Source organism: Gaoshiqia hydrogeniformans (genome assembly GCF_049347105.1).
Taxonomy (GTDB): Bacteria; Bacteroidota; Bacteroidia; order Bacteroidales; family Prolixibacteraceae; genus Gaoshiqia; species Gaoshiqia hydrogeniformans.
Genome location: NZ_CP186334.1, coordinates 4,948,898 through 4,963,903, shown reverse-complemented (window position 1 = coordinate 4,963,903; position 15,006 = coordinate 4,948,898). Strand labels below are relative to the sequence as shown.

Below are 15,006 nucleotides of genomic sequence, written 5' to 3'. Positions count from 1 at the left end.
TATTTCTTTCTGAGGATTCACAACGTTAAGCATGTTGTTAAAAGCTGTATAGCTGCAACGTAGCTCCGGTTTTACAAATTCCTCGAATACTCTTTTGCGTATGCTGGTGGCCGTTTCGTGCTTTTGGAGTAGTTCCTGGGCCTTTATACATCTTTTCAGATAGGCAATCCTACGCCCCGTTTTCATTGCTTCAATCCTGTCCATATTCACTTTTTACAAGTTCATCATAGAGCTTTGGATTGTTTCTCAATTCATTCGGGGCATACATGCGATAATCTTCAAGAGTCCACTTAGCCCTGTCTTTTGCCGGTGCTGGTTCCTCTGTTGCCTGCCTTGTTTCTGTTTTGACCAGGTCTGCAATCGGTGTCCGTTTTGACATGCCTGAAATAACATTCGCCAAAACATCCAGGCCGCTGGTTCTGCCTACTGTTTCAAGTGAGGCTCTGATGTCTTTGTTTATTTTGCCCTCTTTTTGGGCATTGTCTAGCATCGATTTTATTTTATTGCTTTTATCAGCCTCTTCCTTTTGTTTGCTGCTACTAACTTGCTGTTCAAGAGCATCAAACTTTTCTTTGAGTTTATTAAGGATAGCGGTATCAGAACTTTCCGCTGTAACACCCTCAATACTGAACATCTCAATTAACTCATTCTTCATTTCTTTGTCGTTTTGATTGTTTAATAATGCTACAAATCTGCTATATACATTTTGAGGCTCCATACTTGAAACCATCTCTTTATCAAGGTTGGTAATGTTTTTAGCCAAAGCAGAAACTTTGCGCTTGGCAAAATTGTATTTGATAGCTTCGTCTGCGTTTAGCCAATGGTCGTTACCGTCGAACCAGTTTGCTTTAACTTCATCAACAGACAGGCCGGTTCGTTGGGAATACTGTTTTGAAAAGTTGTCCTCTACATCAGACAATAACTTCATTGCCTGTTTGTGGGTTTTGGCGTTGCCATGGGTTATGCCGCTTGGCGTGTGAACCATTATAAATCCATTTTCGGCGATTTCGACCTCATCAACAGCCATTAATAGCATACTTGCCATGCTTGCTGCAACTCCGTCAACAACAATTTTGATGTTCATTTTACTACGCCGTAGGGCATTAAACATGACCACACCCTCAAACACAGACCCGCCATAACTGTGAAGTCTGATTGTAAGGTTTTTACAATCAGACTTTTCAAGTTTATCAAGCATGTCAGAAAAAGATTCACCATTGTTTTTCCATTCGCCAATGAGGCCGTAAAGCTTTATTTCTTCGTTGCTTTTCATTGTTAATTGTTATTTAAACTCAACTTCTTCATACTGTATCTTTGGCACAAGTTGTCCATTGATATATGAGCAAAGTGTATTCAAGCTCTTTTTTACACCTCGTGACTTTTTTAGGACTCCATTTAGCCCAAGGTTCATTTCCTCAAAGCTGATTTCGTCGCTATCGAATACACAAACAATACGGCTTTTTTTACCGCTTACTAATTCTATGTCACAGACAAACGCCCGGCCTATTATGACTTCGCTGTTTTTAATTGCAATTTGTTCCATGTTGTTAATTCGTTATTAGTTATGGGAATAAGTCCAGGCAACTGTTTTAGCGACTTCGCCGTCTGGTTTGAAAAATTCATAGTTTATAGCATTCAGTCCTATTGTTTCGCATTCTTCAAAAAATTGTTTGTGCTTCAAAGAGTTATTGTCATTCTGTAATTCTTCATTCTGGGTTACCACTTCTTCAACCCATTTCATTAGCATAGACAACTCATAATACCCAATCTGAGGCGAAACAGTATATAGAATGCCTTTCAATGATTCATTAATCCGCTTTTCTGCCCTCAGTTGCATATTGAGGTTTCTGTTTGTTGCCTTTATGTTGCTGTTGCACCCTTTGAGCACCGAAACCCGCTTTTTCAATTGGTTTATCTGCTTTCTTAGCTTCTCAGCCTGTTCGTCTGTTTTAAGTCTTCCCCTTTCCATACATGCCTGATTTAAACGGTTACATATTTTTTATTAATCTGTACCTCTATAGAGTGAATGCTTCTCATTGTCATTGTGTAAGCAATAGTGTCTTGGTAGCCTTCAATAAAACTAACTTCAATATCAGCTATGTAAACAGCTTGTACACCAATAGCATCCGTTATATCACTCGCAATACTCCAAACATTGTTAACCTCAAATATCTGGTTCAGAGCATTCAGCTTATCAAGTGGAAAATTGTGATTTTCCATATCTATCAAAAGGCCACGCCAAGTAATTTCCCACGGTTCTGTTGCATATCGCTCAACTATGTGCACATCAGTGTTGTCAATATTGGTTACAACCAGCTTCTTGGCTCTCTTGAAATTCAGCATTGGAGGCGTTGCAAATATCTCTTTATTGTTCTCATCTATAGAGCTATATGAAAACATGTATTTTTCAGCTCCTCCATTTCGATATAGGACTACATTATCAAATGTGCCGTCGGTCATATCGAACGCACTAAGTCCATAAGTTCCGCCTTGTTTTTCAACCTTGCCGAAACCGTTACTAACTAAACGGCTCACAGCGTTGGCTGCAATAAATCCAAAAGCTGTTTTGAATCTTGATGCAAAATCGTATGTAAATTTCTGTGTCATTATTTGCTCCTTTCTTAATTTGCTTTAAACCTGCTTTAAAATCTTCGTAAATCAATTATCGCAGTCAATTACTGACAGATGTATGGTTTAAATCAATCTTCGCTGAAAACGGCTGAAAATTGCAGGTTTGAAATTGTGTTAAATACCTCCCGGTAATTGGAAAACCTTTGTTCGGGGATGTCGTCCGGGGCGACTCCGTTCGCCTCAAAAATTGCCGACACCTCCCTTTTTGACGGCTTGCTCAGGAACTGCCAGCTAACAATACGGCTATAAAATTCGGGAACGCCTTGCTTGTCCCGCTTTACTGCTGTCTCCATGTTGTCTTTGAAGTATTCGCAGCCTGCCAGTATGATACCTAAATTATCCTGGGTGGCGTTTCTTAGGTCGTGCAGGTCGAGCATAAGCGTATGAGACAACTTCCCGGCTTCATCAATGATGAGCAGGGCGTTTTCTTTGGCGTTGAACTCATCAACAATACGGTTCACCATATCAAAGACGGTTCCGGCCACATTCAACCCCAATTCTTTTAACACCGTGGCAAAAAACTGTTTGCGGTTCATTATGTTTTTGCACTCCACGTAGTAAACATTCGGGGTAGTTTGCCAAAACTGCTTTAATGCCGTGGTTTTTCCGGCTCCGGTGTAGCCAATCAGCCCGAACATTAAATGCCTGGTTGCAGCATCGGAGCATAAAGTTTGCACGGTGTTAAAGTTTTCGGTCATAATAAGCCGGTATTCATTGTCCTGGCTCATTTGCGGTTTATTGTTCTTTTTCATGCTATATGGTTTTATATGTTGCCGCTGTTGTGTGGACACCCTTTGGTTTCTTCCGTTCGGCTTTTTCCCTCAGTTCCCTGGCTTGTATTGTTGCCCTTGCCGGTTCCCGGTCGGGTTGTGCTTCGGGGTCAATCCCTTTGTGGTCGTAAAAGTGTTTGAGCAGTGCCTGGCTTTCAGCATCGTTTAGCTTTCTCTTTTCCATTGTAATAGGGGCTAACAACTCAATTCCGGAGCCGATAAGTGTTTCAGCACGCTTTAAGCGTTCTACTGATTTAGTCTCTACTGCTTTATAGATTGATTCCCGGTGTGCAACATGTTTCATCATGCGCTCTTTTTCGCCTTCCTGTTGGTCAACAAAAGCCTCATGTATTTGCGGATGTTGGCTGCATGTGCAAACAAAATCACCGTCGAGCGTAAATACATGGATGTCGCTTGCATCGTCCGAATCGTAGAATATTCTTACTTTTTGACCGTTTAATCTTAGTTTCAGGTCGTTATCCCAAATCTCGTAGAAGCGTTTCGATTTGCGAACCTCATTAATAATCATGCTTTTGCGTACTGTTACCTCTTTGGGTAGCCAGAACATTTGTACATAGTCGAGATTGTCAACTTGTTTTGTGTAAGGCTTTTCGCTTTGTGCGTATAATTGGTTGGGTGTCGAGTCGCCGTATTTTTCGTTGATTTCGGAGTTGTTGTAAATAGCTACTAGTTCGGCTATTATTTTCATCATTTCATCGTAACCGTAAAGGCCGTTTTCTTTATTGAAACGGGTGATAAACTCCTCAGAAATACGCCCGTTTTCCCGTTTGCTTCGGATGCCTTCACCAATATAGCCGTCAATCAATCGCTGAAAACGGCTTTGGAACGTGCCAAAGAAGCGTTCAACCTCTCCTTTGTCCTGGGCGTTGCCAACTTTTGCCGCACGGACAACAACGCCCTTGTTTTCCATAAACTCTTTAATGGCCTTAAATTCGTCGGTACTGGATGCGCTAAAGTTGTCGTGGACAAGTTCCGCCGGTAAATGTCCGTGCGTATTGACCGACATTTTAAGGGCTTCTATAATGTTAAACCGGTCTTCGGTTTCCGACAGGTCGAAACCGGTTATTTTGCCCGAATAAGCATCACGGATAGCAAACAGGTTAAGCCGTATTTTTCGTTTCCCCTCAGTTTTCCACTTGCTTTCATGGTTCCAGCAGAAAATCTGTATCGGTGTACCGTCCATCTGGTAAAGCGAACCGGCGTTAAGTGCTGTAATCCGTGGAAAATATGGCCGGGTTTCCTTGTCGAAACGCTGTTTTCCTTTGCGGAAGTAGTTAATTTCGTTGCTGTTGTCGAGATAATACTGGGCAACAGTGCTTTTGCTTATGGTATTGAAAAATGATCCGTGTTTTTGGTTGAACTCGACAATTGACAGGTTTACCCATTTCTTAATTGAGTTGTAGCTGTGATAAGCAGGGTCGCACAAATAGTTGTAAACCAGAAACTCAACATACGGGTTTAGCTTGTAGCGGTCTTTGTATTGCTGGTTTATGCGTTTGTGCTGGCAGCTTGCGGCCCCTTCGGCTTCAAACTCTTTCAGCTTACGGGTAAACGATTGGTAATTGTGTATTGAAGCTTCTTTAAAGTCGTTGTAAGCTTCAAACACTTCCTTTATTGAATAGTTGCCCGAACTGGTAAGCTTATGGCAGCACTTTAAAAGGGCGTAGCGTTTGGCCGAAAGCTCCCTTTTTTCGGGGTTGTTGCGGTAATACGAACTGCCAAAAAGATCAAAGTGGCGGTTATGCCCCTCCATGGCTGCGCAAAGCAGGTCAGAGATGCCATTGGTTGCCTGGCTGTTTTGTTGTGTGGGAGAAGCCAGCAACCTGGAGGGAATATGTGCGCCACTTTGAATCATTTTTCAAATACAGTCAGGTAGTTTACCAAAGCGTGTATTGTTTGTACCATCTTAGCCAATTCCGGGTCTTTTTCGTTCACCTTCGGTATGCGTACTAAATCAGGTTTGCCCAAAAAGAAAAAGATGTCTTTATCAGTTGCCTTAGCAATTCTTTCAAGAACACCTGTTTTAATATCCTCAGCCTTCAATATTTTATGTAACGCCAATGGAGTAATATTCATCCTTTCAGCAACATATACTTGTGATACGCCAAGTGACTTAATTATTTTTTTAACCTCCGCGCCCTTCATAACATGCTTTTTTATACCTTTACCGTAATTATTATTGTACAAATATAAAATAAACAATTTCTTAAAAGCAAATAAAACCTTAATTATTTTAAGGATTGATTTAATTTAAAGCAAAATGAAAGGAATAGAAGTCAAAAAAAAGCTGCAAAATGATCGATTCTCGATGAAAGAGATTGCTGATTTAATGGGAGAAACGCCTCAGAATCTTCAAGCAATGTTTAAAGTTGAGGATATTAAAACAGGTGTTCTTGAAAGAATTGCCAAAGCTATTGGTAAGGATATACTTTATTTTTACAATATTGAAAGTAAAGGAGTCACTGCCCTGGATGAATCTCAACTAACCATTGAAATAACTCAAAATAGCGGAAAGGCATACCGACTATACCAGAAGATTGTGAGTATCGATGTTCTATTAGATAAAAAGTTCGGTATTAAAAACGAGGACGGATATGCTTCGAGTGCAGCCAAAATATTAAACGATACTTTCTTTCGTAAATATGATTTCGTTGTTGATGGAATGAGCTACGAAGAAAAGAACAAATTCAACGACCAGCTCAAAATGGCCATTGATTCTTTCATCAACATATTTTTTGACCGCTTTAAAACTCTCTCCAAACAATTGGATAGTTATTCCAACCGCTAAAACACCAGTAAACAAACCATTTTTGGGGTTCTTTTGCGTTAATTTATCCGCTCAGTCACCGCTATTTTACCAGTTGACATTTTTCTTTGAACGCTCGCAGCAATAAAAAAAGGCCTCTAAGTGCCTTGTTTTTCAGTGGTTTCACTGCAATCTAATAATAAATCAAAAGTTGACATTTTACTTTGTGCCCCTCAAATAGTAACACTGAAATTATAGAAAGTAATTTTTTCATTTCATTTAATTTTAAAAAGTGATTATTATTGAGACTAAAATCTGTAAACTCTTTTTGTAGAGAGATATACATTATTTAATGTACCTTCACTCCCGAAAGGGGAGCTACCAGAACTGGAATTTTATGAGCACTAGATTATCTTGCTTCATGGTAGTCTTTCCTATTTTTTGTTCGTGATTGTTACAATAAACAAGTTTTGTCTTTCTCCGGCAAAGTTTCAGCACGTGTTACTGTATGTACCTGTTCTGGTTGCACAACAGGTTGAGTCGACTTGTGATTTGCGTTTGCAGTCCATTATGGTATCAGCAACAGAATACGAATGACTATCCCTCGCCTGTTTATTCGCTTTTTTCGAACTTAATGTGTTCAAGAGTTGCTTTGAACTCCACACTTGGAGTAAAAACCACTTTCACCCTGGAAATTTTGTTGGTATTAAACTGCTCGGGAGCCTCTACACCTTCGCTGGAGAAAGAGATCCGCAGCGTGCCGAATTCCCCCAGGTTGATGCTTTTGCCCATCAGCAGGTACTTGGGCATGGTGTCTATGAGGTTTTCAATCGCATTCGAAACATCGCCCCTCGACAGCGAAGAGGCGCCTACAATGTCTTTGGCTAAGTCAGATTTGGTGATTTTACCTTCGTTTACAGGGCTGGCATACCATTTTTTCTGATCCCGGTCTTGCGGGTTTGCCCGCTCAATTAGTTTGTATTTCATATTCATTTGATTTATGTTCCCCGGCTTAATGATATCGGCCCGGAGAACGGGTTAATGATCCGGTTTTTTGCGCACGTGTGCGGGAAAATCTACAGACGTGCGGAGCAAAATCTGCACAGGTGCGCGGCTAAACCTGCACACGTGCGCAACCAAATTTATACACACTGTAAGCATTGCTTCCACACGTGCACGGGTTTACTTCCATCCGTATGAAAATTTACGCAGGTACTTACGGAGATTTACCTCCGCACTTATGGCGATTTACGCCGACACGTATGTAAGCCTTTTTCATTATGTTTATCTATTCAATCTGAAAATACCCGTACAAATAATCGCCCCACTGATTGGTCAGTTCCAGGAAATAGCGGCCTGCTTCGAAATCGCTCAAATCAATGGAATAACATGAGGATTAATATTTCCTTCACCATAATTTTTTGGATTTTTAGTCCAGCATAAAAACCATCAAGTGCATAGAAAAAAATCTTGCGATATAAACCGGATTGTAGTCTAACCGGGAATAATCACTGGGCACTATACCTCGCTCATATTCCCAGTTTATTATTCCTTGTAATAAAGATTATATTTTAATGACAAACCATTTTTCTCGTCTAAATCGAAAGGTGAATAGTTACATTTTGGACATGACCCTTTAATAAAGGATGTATTCAACGCTTTCTTTAATGGGGCCATTGTGACGTTAAAATCTTCAAATCTGCTTTTTCCAACGGCATCAACAAATTCGATTCCAATAAAAAAAGAATTCGTTCCATTTATTTGAATATTAAAGTCGGATAAATCAATGTGAATTACTTCGTTAATTTCTTTACTTACAAAATATAGTATTTGACTGTTAAGACATTCAGAATTTGGCTTTCCATTTTCAGAGGATAATATTAATGGTTTTATATAGAATCCTTCTCCTTCAAAACCCTGCCATTGATAATTAAAAAAGAATTCTAGTCCATCAATGTTATAGGTAGTATTTTTATCAACATCAATTCTCGTAACTAAAGATGTTTCTCCTTTTCCTCGGACATGTATATTACCTTTCGTGTTATTTGATTTCATGATTGATAAACCTTGTTTTGCATACACAGAAACCTCTTGAAGATTAATAATTGTATCATCATAACAAGATATGTCTTCTTGTGCATTAAGTTCGATACTTAACAACGTGCATAATATTAAAACTGTAAATTTTTTCATATTTGCTAAATTTTAAGTGACTGTTTAAAAATTTCCCGGAGGGAAGATATATGGGTAGAAAGTTAGTCACCTAGCAGTACATTTTGTCCGGCAACTGCCGGACAAAAGAACACCTAATCATTGTTTTTCTACCCATATTTTGTTCCTAACGGAACGATAAAATTAAATTTAAACAGTTTCTAAGACAGGAATAATGCATATCATTATTCCTGTCAAGAATTAAATTAATAACTATAATAAATGTGAGCAATCAATTTGCAAGTCGGTAAGTTCCGTATCATACCTAATCCATAGGAAATAATAGTTACAAACGGTTTTCGTGACATAGCAAGATTCACCACCACCAGTTGTTGTGGTCTGACAATCTGAACCGAAAGCTTTTGCTTCAGCTTTAATTGGAATTATAAGTAAAAGTAATAGAACTAAACCTAAAAATGGAGAAATGATTTTTTTAGTAATTTTCATAATCTTGAATTTAAGCTATTGTTCTTACTCTTTCGTTTTTCAGAATCCACGGTTTCTTCTTTTTTAATGTCGCTTGAACTTTCACATATTCGACGTTGGGAAGTCAGCTCGCTTTTAACCATTCTGCTTTTTAAATGTGGCTAACTCGTCGTGTTGTGAAATGCGGATGGTAATATCCGATCGGAGTGATCATTAGCGTCCCGTGAAGATCGATCTCAATGCACGAGGACCAATACAAGGATTTCTCACCTATGTACCATCTGCTTCCAATCTTTGGATCCGAGTCTGCTAAAACATAGCGTGCAGGGATCAATGAGATTAATAACATGAGGATTAATATTTTCTTCACCGTAATCTTTCGGATTTTTAGTATAAATATAAACCAATGGTCACTATTAACCATGAAATTGAACTGGACATTTTCCGGACAAAATCATTTTATTAAGTAATTTATTGCCAGGTAGTTTGTTGTTTTTTGCAATAGCCAAAACCGGACAACAGGTGGACAAGGGGCAGTCAGTACACCGGATGCAGGCGTCAGAAAATTGTTTTTCTCCCGTCGCGGGAGCAGATTCAAAAACGGGTCAAATTTTATTTATTTTTTTCGTCCTTTCGGCTTCGTGGTGCTTGATCACATACCTGATTTCGGCATATGAATACGAACTTCCGAGGGCAGCCTTCAGTTCGCCTAATGACGAGCCTGGTTTCCGGACGGCCAGTTCGGCGATAACCTTTCTTTTTTGAGGATCGACCAGGCGGTTGATGTCCAGCTCACCCAGGCCGACAAAGTGGGCGAGATGCCCTTCGATGGTAGATTGGGCCATTTGCCGCTTTTGGGCAATCTCGGCCACCGTTAGCCCTTGTTGAAATAGATGCAGGCTGGTTTCTTTGCTGTCTAAACCGGCGCCCGAAATTTCGTTATCCGCTTTCAGCGGCAGTTCCAGTCCTTTCCGGCGACGGTATTCGATGGTCATTTTGAGGATTTCTTTTCCGAACTGCTGCATCTTTTTCCCGCCCATTCCTTTCACTGCCTTTAGTTGGGCAATAGTTGCAGGAAGCTTTTCAACAAGTTCGAGTAAGGTTTTTTGGCGCATCACACGGGCTATTTCCACCCGGCTTTCTTTCGCTTTTTGATGGCGCCAGGCAAGCATCTGTTTAAAAAAGTCGGGATATTTTGATATGGCAGCATGGCCGGTCCCGTCGGCTGCCCTGCTTCCCTCCGGTTCGATGGCCGCTTTGGCGCGGCTGTCGAGGTAGCGCTTCAGCTCAAACCCGTCGAGGCAGCTTTCGAGGCTTGCTTGTTTTACCTTCAGTTCGTGCCGGAGCCGTTGCAAACCTTCCTGAAGCGATTTCCGGATGGCCTGGTTGTCGGTTTCAAAATTGGCCGTTTTCAGTGCCTGCAGAATCACAGTATCCATTGTTTTCAGAAAATAGGGGCAGGCTTTTTTTACCCGTTCCTGCAAGGCTTCGTTTTGCTCTGCTTCAGCCGCTAATCCACTCAGGCTGATGAGTTGTCGCTGAAATTTTCCGGCAACTTCAATTAATTCTGTTTTTAACGTTGGGAGTATCGATTGAAGTTGCTGGTTAAGGTTACCCAAAAGCAGCGAGCCATGTTCGTTGCAAAGCTTGAGTACATATTGAATGTGGCGTTGAACGGGGTTGAAATCGAACAGTTCGGTCAGTAATTGTTGTTGGTAAAGCTGTTTGGCTTTGAGCAGGTCCTGATCGTCGGGCTGATTTTGTTCAACCTCGCTGATAAAATGGCTGACGGTATGGTCGTTTTTAACGCTTTGCGGCATAATAGGGGCGCTGAGCACCAGGCCTTCGAGCGATTTGCAGCGGCTGAGGGCCACGTAAACCTGTCCGTGAGCGAACGATTGGCGGGCATTGATGATGGCTTTTTCGAAGGTGAGCCCCTGACTTTTGTGAATGGTGATGGCCCAGGCCAGTTTCAAAGGGTATTGTTCAAAAGTGCCGGCCACCGTTTCCTCAATCTCCTGTGTTTCGGGGTTAAGGGCGTATTTGGCATTTTGCCATTCTTCCGGTTCTACCCAAATAAGTTCCGTTTCGTTGGGGCATTGCACTTTTAGGCCGTCGTCGGTGATGGAGTGCAAGGTCCCGATTTTTCCGTTGTAATATCGTTTGGATACCGAGCTGTCGTTCTTTACAAACATCACCTGGGCCCCGGCTTTCAGCGCCAGCTCCGGCTCGGTGGGGTACATGTATTCGGGAAATTCGCCCCGGATGCGTGCCTGAAATGTATGCGCTTTGGTCTTCAGCCCGTTTAATTTGGATTGGTTAATTTCCTGCGCTTGGTAGTTGTGGGTGGTGAGGGTGATGTAACCTTCCTGGTCGTTCGGATGAAAACCGGGGAGGTATCGTTTGTTCAGCTCGGCCAGCGTTTCTTCATCCAGTTCATTCTCGCGTATTTTATTCAGCAGGCGGATAAAATTTTCGTCGCTTTGCCGGTAAATGTGTTTCAGTTCGATGCTGACGTAGCAGGATTTTCGGAGCGCCAGGCTGCTGAAGAAATAGCAGGTATCGTAATATTTCCGCAAAATTTCCCATTCATCGTCTTTAACCACCGGGGCCAACTGCTGAAGGTCGCCGATCATCAGCAACTGAACGCCGCCAAACGGCTTTCGCTTATCGCGGAAGCGGCGCAGCACTTCGTCGATCCCGTCGAGTAAATCGGCGCGCACCATGCTGATCTCGTCAATCACCAGCAGGTCGAGGCTGCGGATGATGTTGATCTTTTCTTTGCTGTAACGTTTGATGGCGGTGGGGGCGTTGAGCCCCTCGGGATTGCTGATGGTGAGCGAAGGATTTTCCTGCGGCACCTGGGGCCCGAACGACATCTGGAAGAACGAATGAATGGTTACGCCACCTGCATTGATGGCTGCCACCCCGGTTGGGGCAACTACCATCATGCGTTTGGGCGACTCGCGTTTCAGATTTTTCAGGAAAGTGGTTTTTCCGGTTCCGGCTTTACCTGTCAGAAAAATGTTTTGATTGGTATCGCGGACAAAATGAAAGGCCAGATCGAGTAATTCGTTTTTGGTTGCAGTCATGGTTAAATCAGGTAATCGCTGTAAAATGCTTTTTGGCTAGAAATTTACGATTCTTTTTCCGTGAAATTCGTTTGTATGAATGGATTGGCTGAGTTCATCCAGGGTTTCGCTTGTCACTTTCCCGGCGGCAACAATGATGATCCGTCCGGCTGCTTTTTCGATGAGTTGGTTGAGGACTTCGGCCCCTTCCCGCGCTGTAGTTTTGGTGCCGGAAGTCAGGACCCGGTCGGCTCCCAGGCGGATGAGTGTTTCCAGGTCCGACAACGGGTCGCGCAGCTCGTCGAAGGCTTTGTGAAAGGTAACCTGCATCGGCCGGGCCAGTTCAATCAGATCGCGGGTGTTGGCTTCATCAATCCGGCCGTCGTTGGTGAGCAGGCCAAACACAACAGCCGGCGCGCCCAGTTGTTTGCATAGCTGAATGTCTGTTTTCATGATTTCAAGCTCTTCCGGCGAGTACACGAAGTTTCCGCCACGCGGCCGGATCATCACGAAAACCGGGATGCCCAGTTTTTCGACACACATTTTGATGGTTCCGCAGGAGGGGGTAGTGCCGCCCACGTTCAGGTTTTCGCACAGTTCAACCCGGTCGGCCCCGGCATTCCGGGCGGCCAGCGCTTCTGTGAAGTTTTCGATACAAGCTTCTATAATCATAGTTTTTGTCTGTCGATGTTGGGACATGGAAAAAAACAGCCGTTCCAAAACAGACCGGATATTCACGGACGATTCAGGAACGGCTGCATTAGCTGAAGAAACAATTTTCTATGCGGTAAAACTGTCGATGCCGGCAGTTTCAGCATTTCGGTCAACTTTTTTAATCAGGCCTTGCAGTACTTTTCCCGGTCCGATTTCGGTAAACAGCGTGGCGCCGTCTTTCAGCATGTTTTCCACGGTCTGTGTCCATCTCACCGGGGCGGTTAGCTGGGCAATCAGGTTTTGCTTGATCACGGCCGGATCGCTCACAGGCGCTGCATTTACATTCTGGTAAACCGGGCAAACCGGCTGACTGAAGGTGGTTGTATCAATCGCCGCAGCCAGTTCTTCGCGGGCAGGTTCCATCAGCGGAGAGTGGAATGCGCCTCCAACAACCAGTTTCAGGGCGCGTTTGGCCCCTTTGGCTGTCAGCAGTTCGCAGGCTTTATCAATGCCTTCCATACTTCCGGAAATCACCAGCTGGCCGGGGCAGTTATAGTTTGCCGGAACAACCACGTCGTCGATTGCAGCACAGGTTTCTTCCACAACAGCATCTTCCAGGCCCACAATGGCCGCCATGGTGGAAGGTTGCCGTTCACAGGCTTTTTGCATCGCCATGGCCCGCTGGTAAACCAGCCGTAAACCGTCTTCGAAGGTTAAAGCGCCGTTGGCCACCAGGGCCGAAAACTCGCCGAGCGAGTGTCCGGCAACCATTTCCGGCTGAAAGTTTTCCTGTGTTTTGGCCAGGATGACGGAATGCAGAAAAATAGCCGGTTGGGTTACTTTAGTCTGTTTCAGATCGTCTACTGATCCTTCGAACATGATGTTGGTAATATTGAAGCCTAAAATTTCATTGGCTTTATCAAATAATTCTTTAGCCAGGGGCGAGTTCTCGTAAAGATCTTTTCCCATACCCGGGAACTGAGCTCCCTGACCGGGAAATACATAAGCTTTCATATTGAAATGTTTAAGTTTTTTCAAGTGACAAAGATATATTAAAATACAAAAGGTGTCACCTTTCAGCCACACCTTCTGTTCTTTGTTGGGAAATCAATAATTATAAACTGTAATCAAAATATTTAGCGATAAAATGTTTTTCCTTTCCGGTATGCAACCACTTCTTCCGGCGCTTTATTCCAGTTGTGCATCTGAATTGTTTTCGGATCGGTACTGGTTTGTTCCGATTCTTTGATTGCTGAGATTTGGAGGCTGCGCTTGTAAATGAGGGCTACAGCCGTAAAACTGGCTGAGAGCATCAGCACAAATCCGATGGTAATATTCAGGTATTGTTGTAAGGTTAAAGCCGACAATGTGAATGCGACCGTGTAAGTAACCAGGAACCCGCTTGCCTGAATATGGGTCAGCCCCATACGAATCAGTAAATGATGAATGTGGTTCATATCGGGCGAAAAGGGTGAACGTTTATTTTTAATCCGGATGGTAAATACCCGCAAGGTGTCAGTTACCGGAACGATCAGCAGTCCGAGAGCAATTAAGGGCGCCTGTGTGATGTAAAATTCATTGAAGGTGAAATAGTTGACTTCCATAAACTTGATGGTGAGGGTCGCCAGGAATGTCCCCAGGATTAATGAGCCGGTATCGCCCATAAAAACTTTGTTGTCTCCTCCCCACAGGTTGAAGCGCAAAAAAGCCAGCAGGCTGCCGCTTAATGCAAAGCAGGCAATTCCGGCATTAAAATGCCCGGCCAGGAAGAACCATGTGCCAAGTACGGATGAAATAAACAGGGCAATGCCTGCTGCAAGACCATCGATGCCATCGATCAGGTTTATCGCGTTGATCACGAATAAAATGAATAAAACGGACAAAGGGATACTGAGCCAATCGTTCAGTTGGGTAAGCGATGCGAAACCATAAACATGCACAATGCGGAAATTACCCAATAAGACCAGAACCAAGGCGGCCGCTATTTGTACAGCCAGTTTTTTTCGCGCCGACATGATCAGGATGTCATCTTTGATCCCGATAAAAAGCATCATGAGGATGGCTACAAATAAGTAGCGGAACCCGAATGTGGAATCGCCCTGTAAAAAAAGAAGCGTGCTGAGCGTCATTCCCAGGAAGATCGCGACGCCGCCTAAAGTAGGGACGACAACCTTGTTTAATTTCCGGTGATCAGGAACATCGAACAAATGTTTTGCATTGGATATCTTAACAATGACAGGTATCGTAAGGTATGTAAGAAAAAAGCTTGTCAGTAAATTTAGAAGTACGCTTATGTTCATGGCATTCTATTTTTATTATGCAAATATAATGTAAAACAGAGTTAGTCGTACTTATAGTATGTGATTAACAATTTTTATTTGATGAACGTATTGTTTTTTTAACCTGAAAGCCTGTTTTTGATCAACGAATGAGCTGTTTTATTTTTATTCTGATACAGATCATAAAAACAACCGGA

Annotated in this window: 16 protein-coding genes; 1 reads left to right on the top strand and 15 read right to left on the bottom strand. The window is 42.8% G+C overall.

What is annotated here, in order from left to right; genetic code table 11:
- Nucleotides 1–190: 190 nt before the first annotated feature.
- From ACOIT5_RS19780 to ACOIT5_RS19750, 7 genes are all read right to left on the bottom strand, one after another.
- A complete protein-coding gene (locus ACOIT5_RS19780; protein WP_423127541.1) occupies nt 191–1,273 on the bottom strand; it encodes a head maturation protease, ClpP-related in 1,083 nt (360 codons plus the stop codon).
- Between the two features lie 9 nt (nt 1,274–1,282).
- Nucleotides 1,283–1,543: a hypothetical protein gene (locus ACOIT5_RS19775; protein WP_423127542.1), complete on the bottom strand. Its 261-nt coding sequence runs from the start codon at nt 1,541–1,543 to the stop codon at nt 1,283–1,285.
- A gap of 15 nt (nt 1,544–1,558) precedes the next feature.
- Entirely contained in the window at nt 1,559–1,969 is a 411-nt protein-coding gene (locus ACOIT5_RS19770; protein WP_423127543.1) for a hypothetical protein, read from the bottom strand.
- Between the two features lie 11 nt (nt 1,970–1,980).
- On the bottom strand, nt 1,981–2,607 hold the full coding sequence (locus ACOIT5_RS19765) for a DUF6046 domain-containing protein (protein ID WP_423127544.1): 627 nt from the start codon (nt 2,605–2,607) through the stop codon (nt 1,981–1,983).
- A 92-nt stretch (nt 2,608–2,699) separates the two neighbouring features.
- Nucleotides 2,700–3,383, bottom strand: a complete 684-nt coding sequence (locus tag ACOIT5_RS19760) for an AAA family ATPase (RefSeq protein ID WP_423127545.1) — start codon at nt 3,381–3,383, stop codon at nt 2,700–2,702.
- Nucleotide 3,384: 1 nt separating this feature from the next.
- Complete coding sequence (locus ACOIT5_RS19755) at nt 3,385–5,277, bottom strand: Mu transposase C-terminal domain-containing protein (RefSeq protein ID WP_423127546.1); 1,893 nt, start codon at nt 5,275–5,277, stop codon at nt 3,385–3,387.
- Nucleotides 5,274–5,567: a helix-turn-helix domain-containing protein gene (locus ACOIT5_RS19750; protein WP_423127547.1), complete on the bottom strand. Its 294-nt coding sequence runs from the start codon at nt 5,565–5,567 to the stop codon at nt 5,274–5,276. The genes ACOIT5_RS19755 and ACOIT5_RS19750 overlap by 4 nt, the downstream gene beginning before the upstream one ends.
- A gap of 115 nt (nt 5,568–5,682) precedes the next feature.
- Here ACOIT5_RS19750 and ACOIT5_RS19745 point away from each other — a divergent pair, with 115 nt between their 5' ends.
- Nucleotides 5,683–6,210 carry a hypothetical protein gene (locus ACOIT5_RS19745; protein ID WP_423127548.1) on the top strand — a complete coding sequence of 176 codons (528 nt, stop codon included), beginning with the start codon at nt 5,683–5,685 and terminating at the stop codon, nt 6,208–6,210.
- Between the two features lie 570 nt (nt 6,211–6,780).
- Here ACOIT5_RS19745 and ACOIT5_RS19740 read toward each other — a convergent pair.
- From ACOIT5_RS19740 to ACOIT5_RS19705, 8 genes are all read right to left on the bottom strand, one after another.
- Nucleotides 6,781–7,155 (bottom strand): HU family DNA-binding protein, encoded by a 375-nt coding sequence (locus tag ACOIT5_RS19740; RefSeq protein WP_423127891.1) that lies wholly within the window; start codon nt 7,153–7,155, stop codon nt 6,781–6,783.
- A gap of 301 nt (nt 7,156–7,456) precedes the next feature.
- Nucleotides 7,457–7,549: a hypothetical protein gene (locus tag ACOIT5_RS19735; protein ID WP_423130632.1), complete on the bottom strand. Its 93-nt coding sequence runs from the start codon at nt 7,547–7,549 to the stop codon at nt 7,457–7,459.
- A 164-nt stretch (nt 7,550–7,713) separates the two neighbouring features.
- Nucleotides 7,714–8,361, bottom strand: a complete 648-nt coding sequence (locus ACOIT5_RS19730; protein WP_423127890.1) for a hypothetical protein — start codon at nt 8,359–8,361, stop codon at nt 7,714–7,716.
- A 231-nt stretch (nt 8,362–8,592) separates the two neighbouring features.
- Nucleotides 8,593–8,826, bottom strand: a complete 234-nt coding sequence (locus ACOIT5_RS19725) for a hypothetical protein (protein WP_423127889.1) — start codon at nt 8,824–8,826, stop codon at nt 8,593–8,595.
- 584 nt (nt 8,827–9,410) lie between these two features.
- Entirely contained in the window at nt 9,411–11,897 is a 2,487-nt protein-coding gene (locus tag ACOIT5_RS19720) for a helix-turn-helix domain-containing protein (protein ID WP_423127888.1), read from the bottom strand.
- Nucleotides 11,898–11,933: 36 nt separating this feature from the next.
- Entirely contained in the window at nt 11,934–12,548 is a 615-nt protein-coding gene (locus ACOIT5_RS19715) for a copper homeostasis protein CutC (RefSeq protein ID WP_423127887.1), read from the bottom strand.
- 108 nt (nt 12,549–12,656) lie between these two features.
- The gene (gene fabD / locus ACOIT5_RS19710) at nt 12,657–13,544 is read right to left on the bottom strand and encodes an ACP S-malonyltransferase (RefSeq protein ID WP_423127886.1); all 888 of its coding nucleotides are present in this window, start codon (nt 13,542–13,544) and stop codon (nt 12,657–12,659) included.
- A gap of 122 nt (nt 13,545–13,666) precedes the next feature.
- Nucleotides 13,667–14,830, bottom strand: a complete 1,164-nt coding sequence (locus ACOIT5_RS19705; protein WP_423127885.1) for a glycosyltransferase family 4 protein — start codon at nt 14,828–14,830, stop codon at nt 13,667–13,669.
- Nucleotides 14,831–15,006 lie beyond the last annotated feature (176 nt).

Coding starts and splice junctions, on each gene's coding strand:
- ACOIT5_RS19780 (WP_423127541.1), bottom strand. CDS start 1,273: ATGAAAAGCAACGAAGAAATAAAGCTTTACGGCCTCATTGGCGAATGG.
- ACOIT5_RS19775 (WP_423127542.1), bottom strand. CDS start 1,543: ATGGAACAAATTGCAATTAAAAACAGCGAAGTCATAATAGGCCGGGCG.
- ACOIT5_RS19770 (WP_423127543.1), bottom strand. CDS start 1,969: ATGGAAAGGGGAAGACTTAAAACAGACGAACAGGCTGAGAAGCTAAGA.
- ACOIT5_RS19765 (WP_423127544.1), bottom strand. CDS start 2,607: ATGACACAGAAATTTACATACGATTTTGCATCAAGATTCAAAACAGCT.
- ACOIT5_RS19760 (WP_423127545.1), bottom strand. CDS start 3,383: ATGAAAAAGAACAATAAACCGCAAATGAGCCAGGACAATGAATACCGG.
- ACOIT5_RS19755 (WP_423127546.1), bottom strand. CDS start 5,277: ATGATTCAAAGTGGCGCACATATTCCCTCCAGGTTGCTGGCTTCTCCC.
- ACOIT5_RS19750 (WP_423127547.1), bottom strand. CDS start 5,567: ATGAAGGGCGCGGAGGTTAAAAAAATAATTAAGTCACTTGGCGTATCA.
- ACOIT5_RS19745 (WP_423127548.1), top strand. CDS start 5,683: ATGAAAGGAATAGAAGTCAAAAAAAAGCTGCAAAATGATCGATTCTCG.
- ACOIT5_RS19740 (WP_423127891.1), bottom strand. CDS start 7,155: ATGAAATACAAACTAATTGAGCGGGCAAACCCGCAAGACCGGGATCAG.
- ACOIT5_RS19730 (WP_423127890.1), bottom strand. CDS start 8,361: ATGAAAAAATTTACAGTTTTAATATTATGCACGTTGTTAAGTATCGAA.
- ACOIT5_RS19725 (WP_423127889.1), bottom strand. CDS start 8,826: ATGAAAATTACTAAAAAAATCATTTCTCCATTTTTAGGTTTAGTTCTA.
- ACOIT5_RS19720 (WP_423127888.1), bottom strand. CDS start 11,897: ATGACTGCAACCAAAAACGAATTACTCGATCTGGCCTTTCATTTTGTC.
- ACOIT5_RS19715 (WP_423127887.1), bottom strand. CDS start 12,548: ATGATTATAGAAGCTTGTATCGAAAACTTCACAGAAGCGCTGGCCGCC.
- fabD (WP_423127886.1), bottom strand. CDS start 13,544: ATGAAAGCTTATGTATTTCCCGGTCAGGGAGCTCAGTTCCCGGGTATG.
- ACOIT5_RS19705 (WP_423127885.1), bottom strand. CDS start 14,830: ATGAACATAAGCGTACTTCTAAATTTACTGACAAGCTTTTTTCTTACA.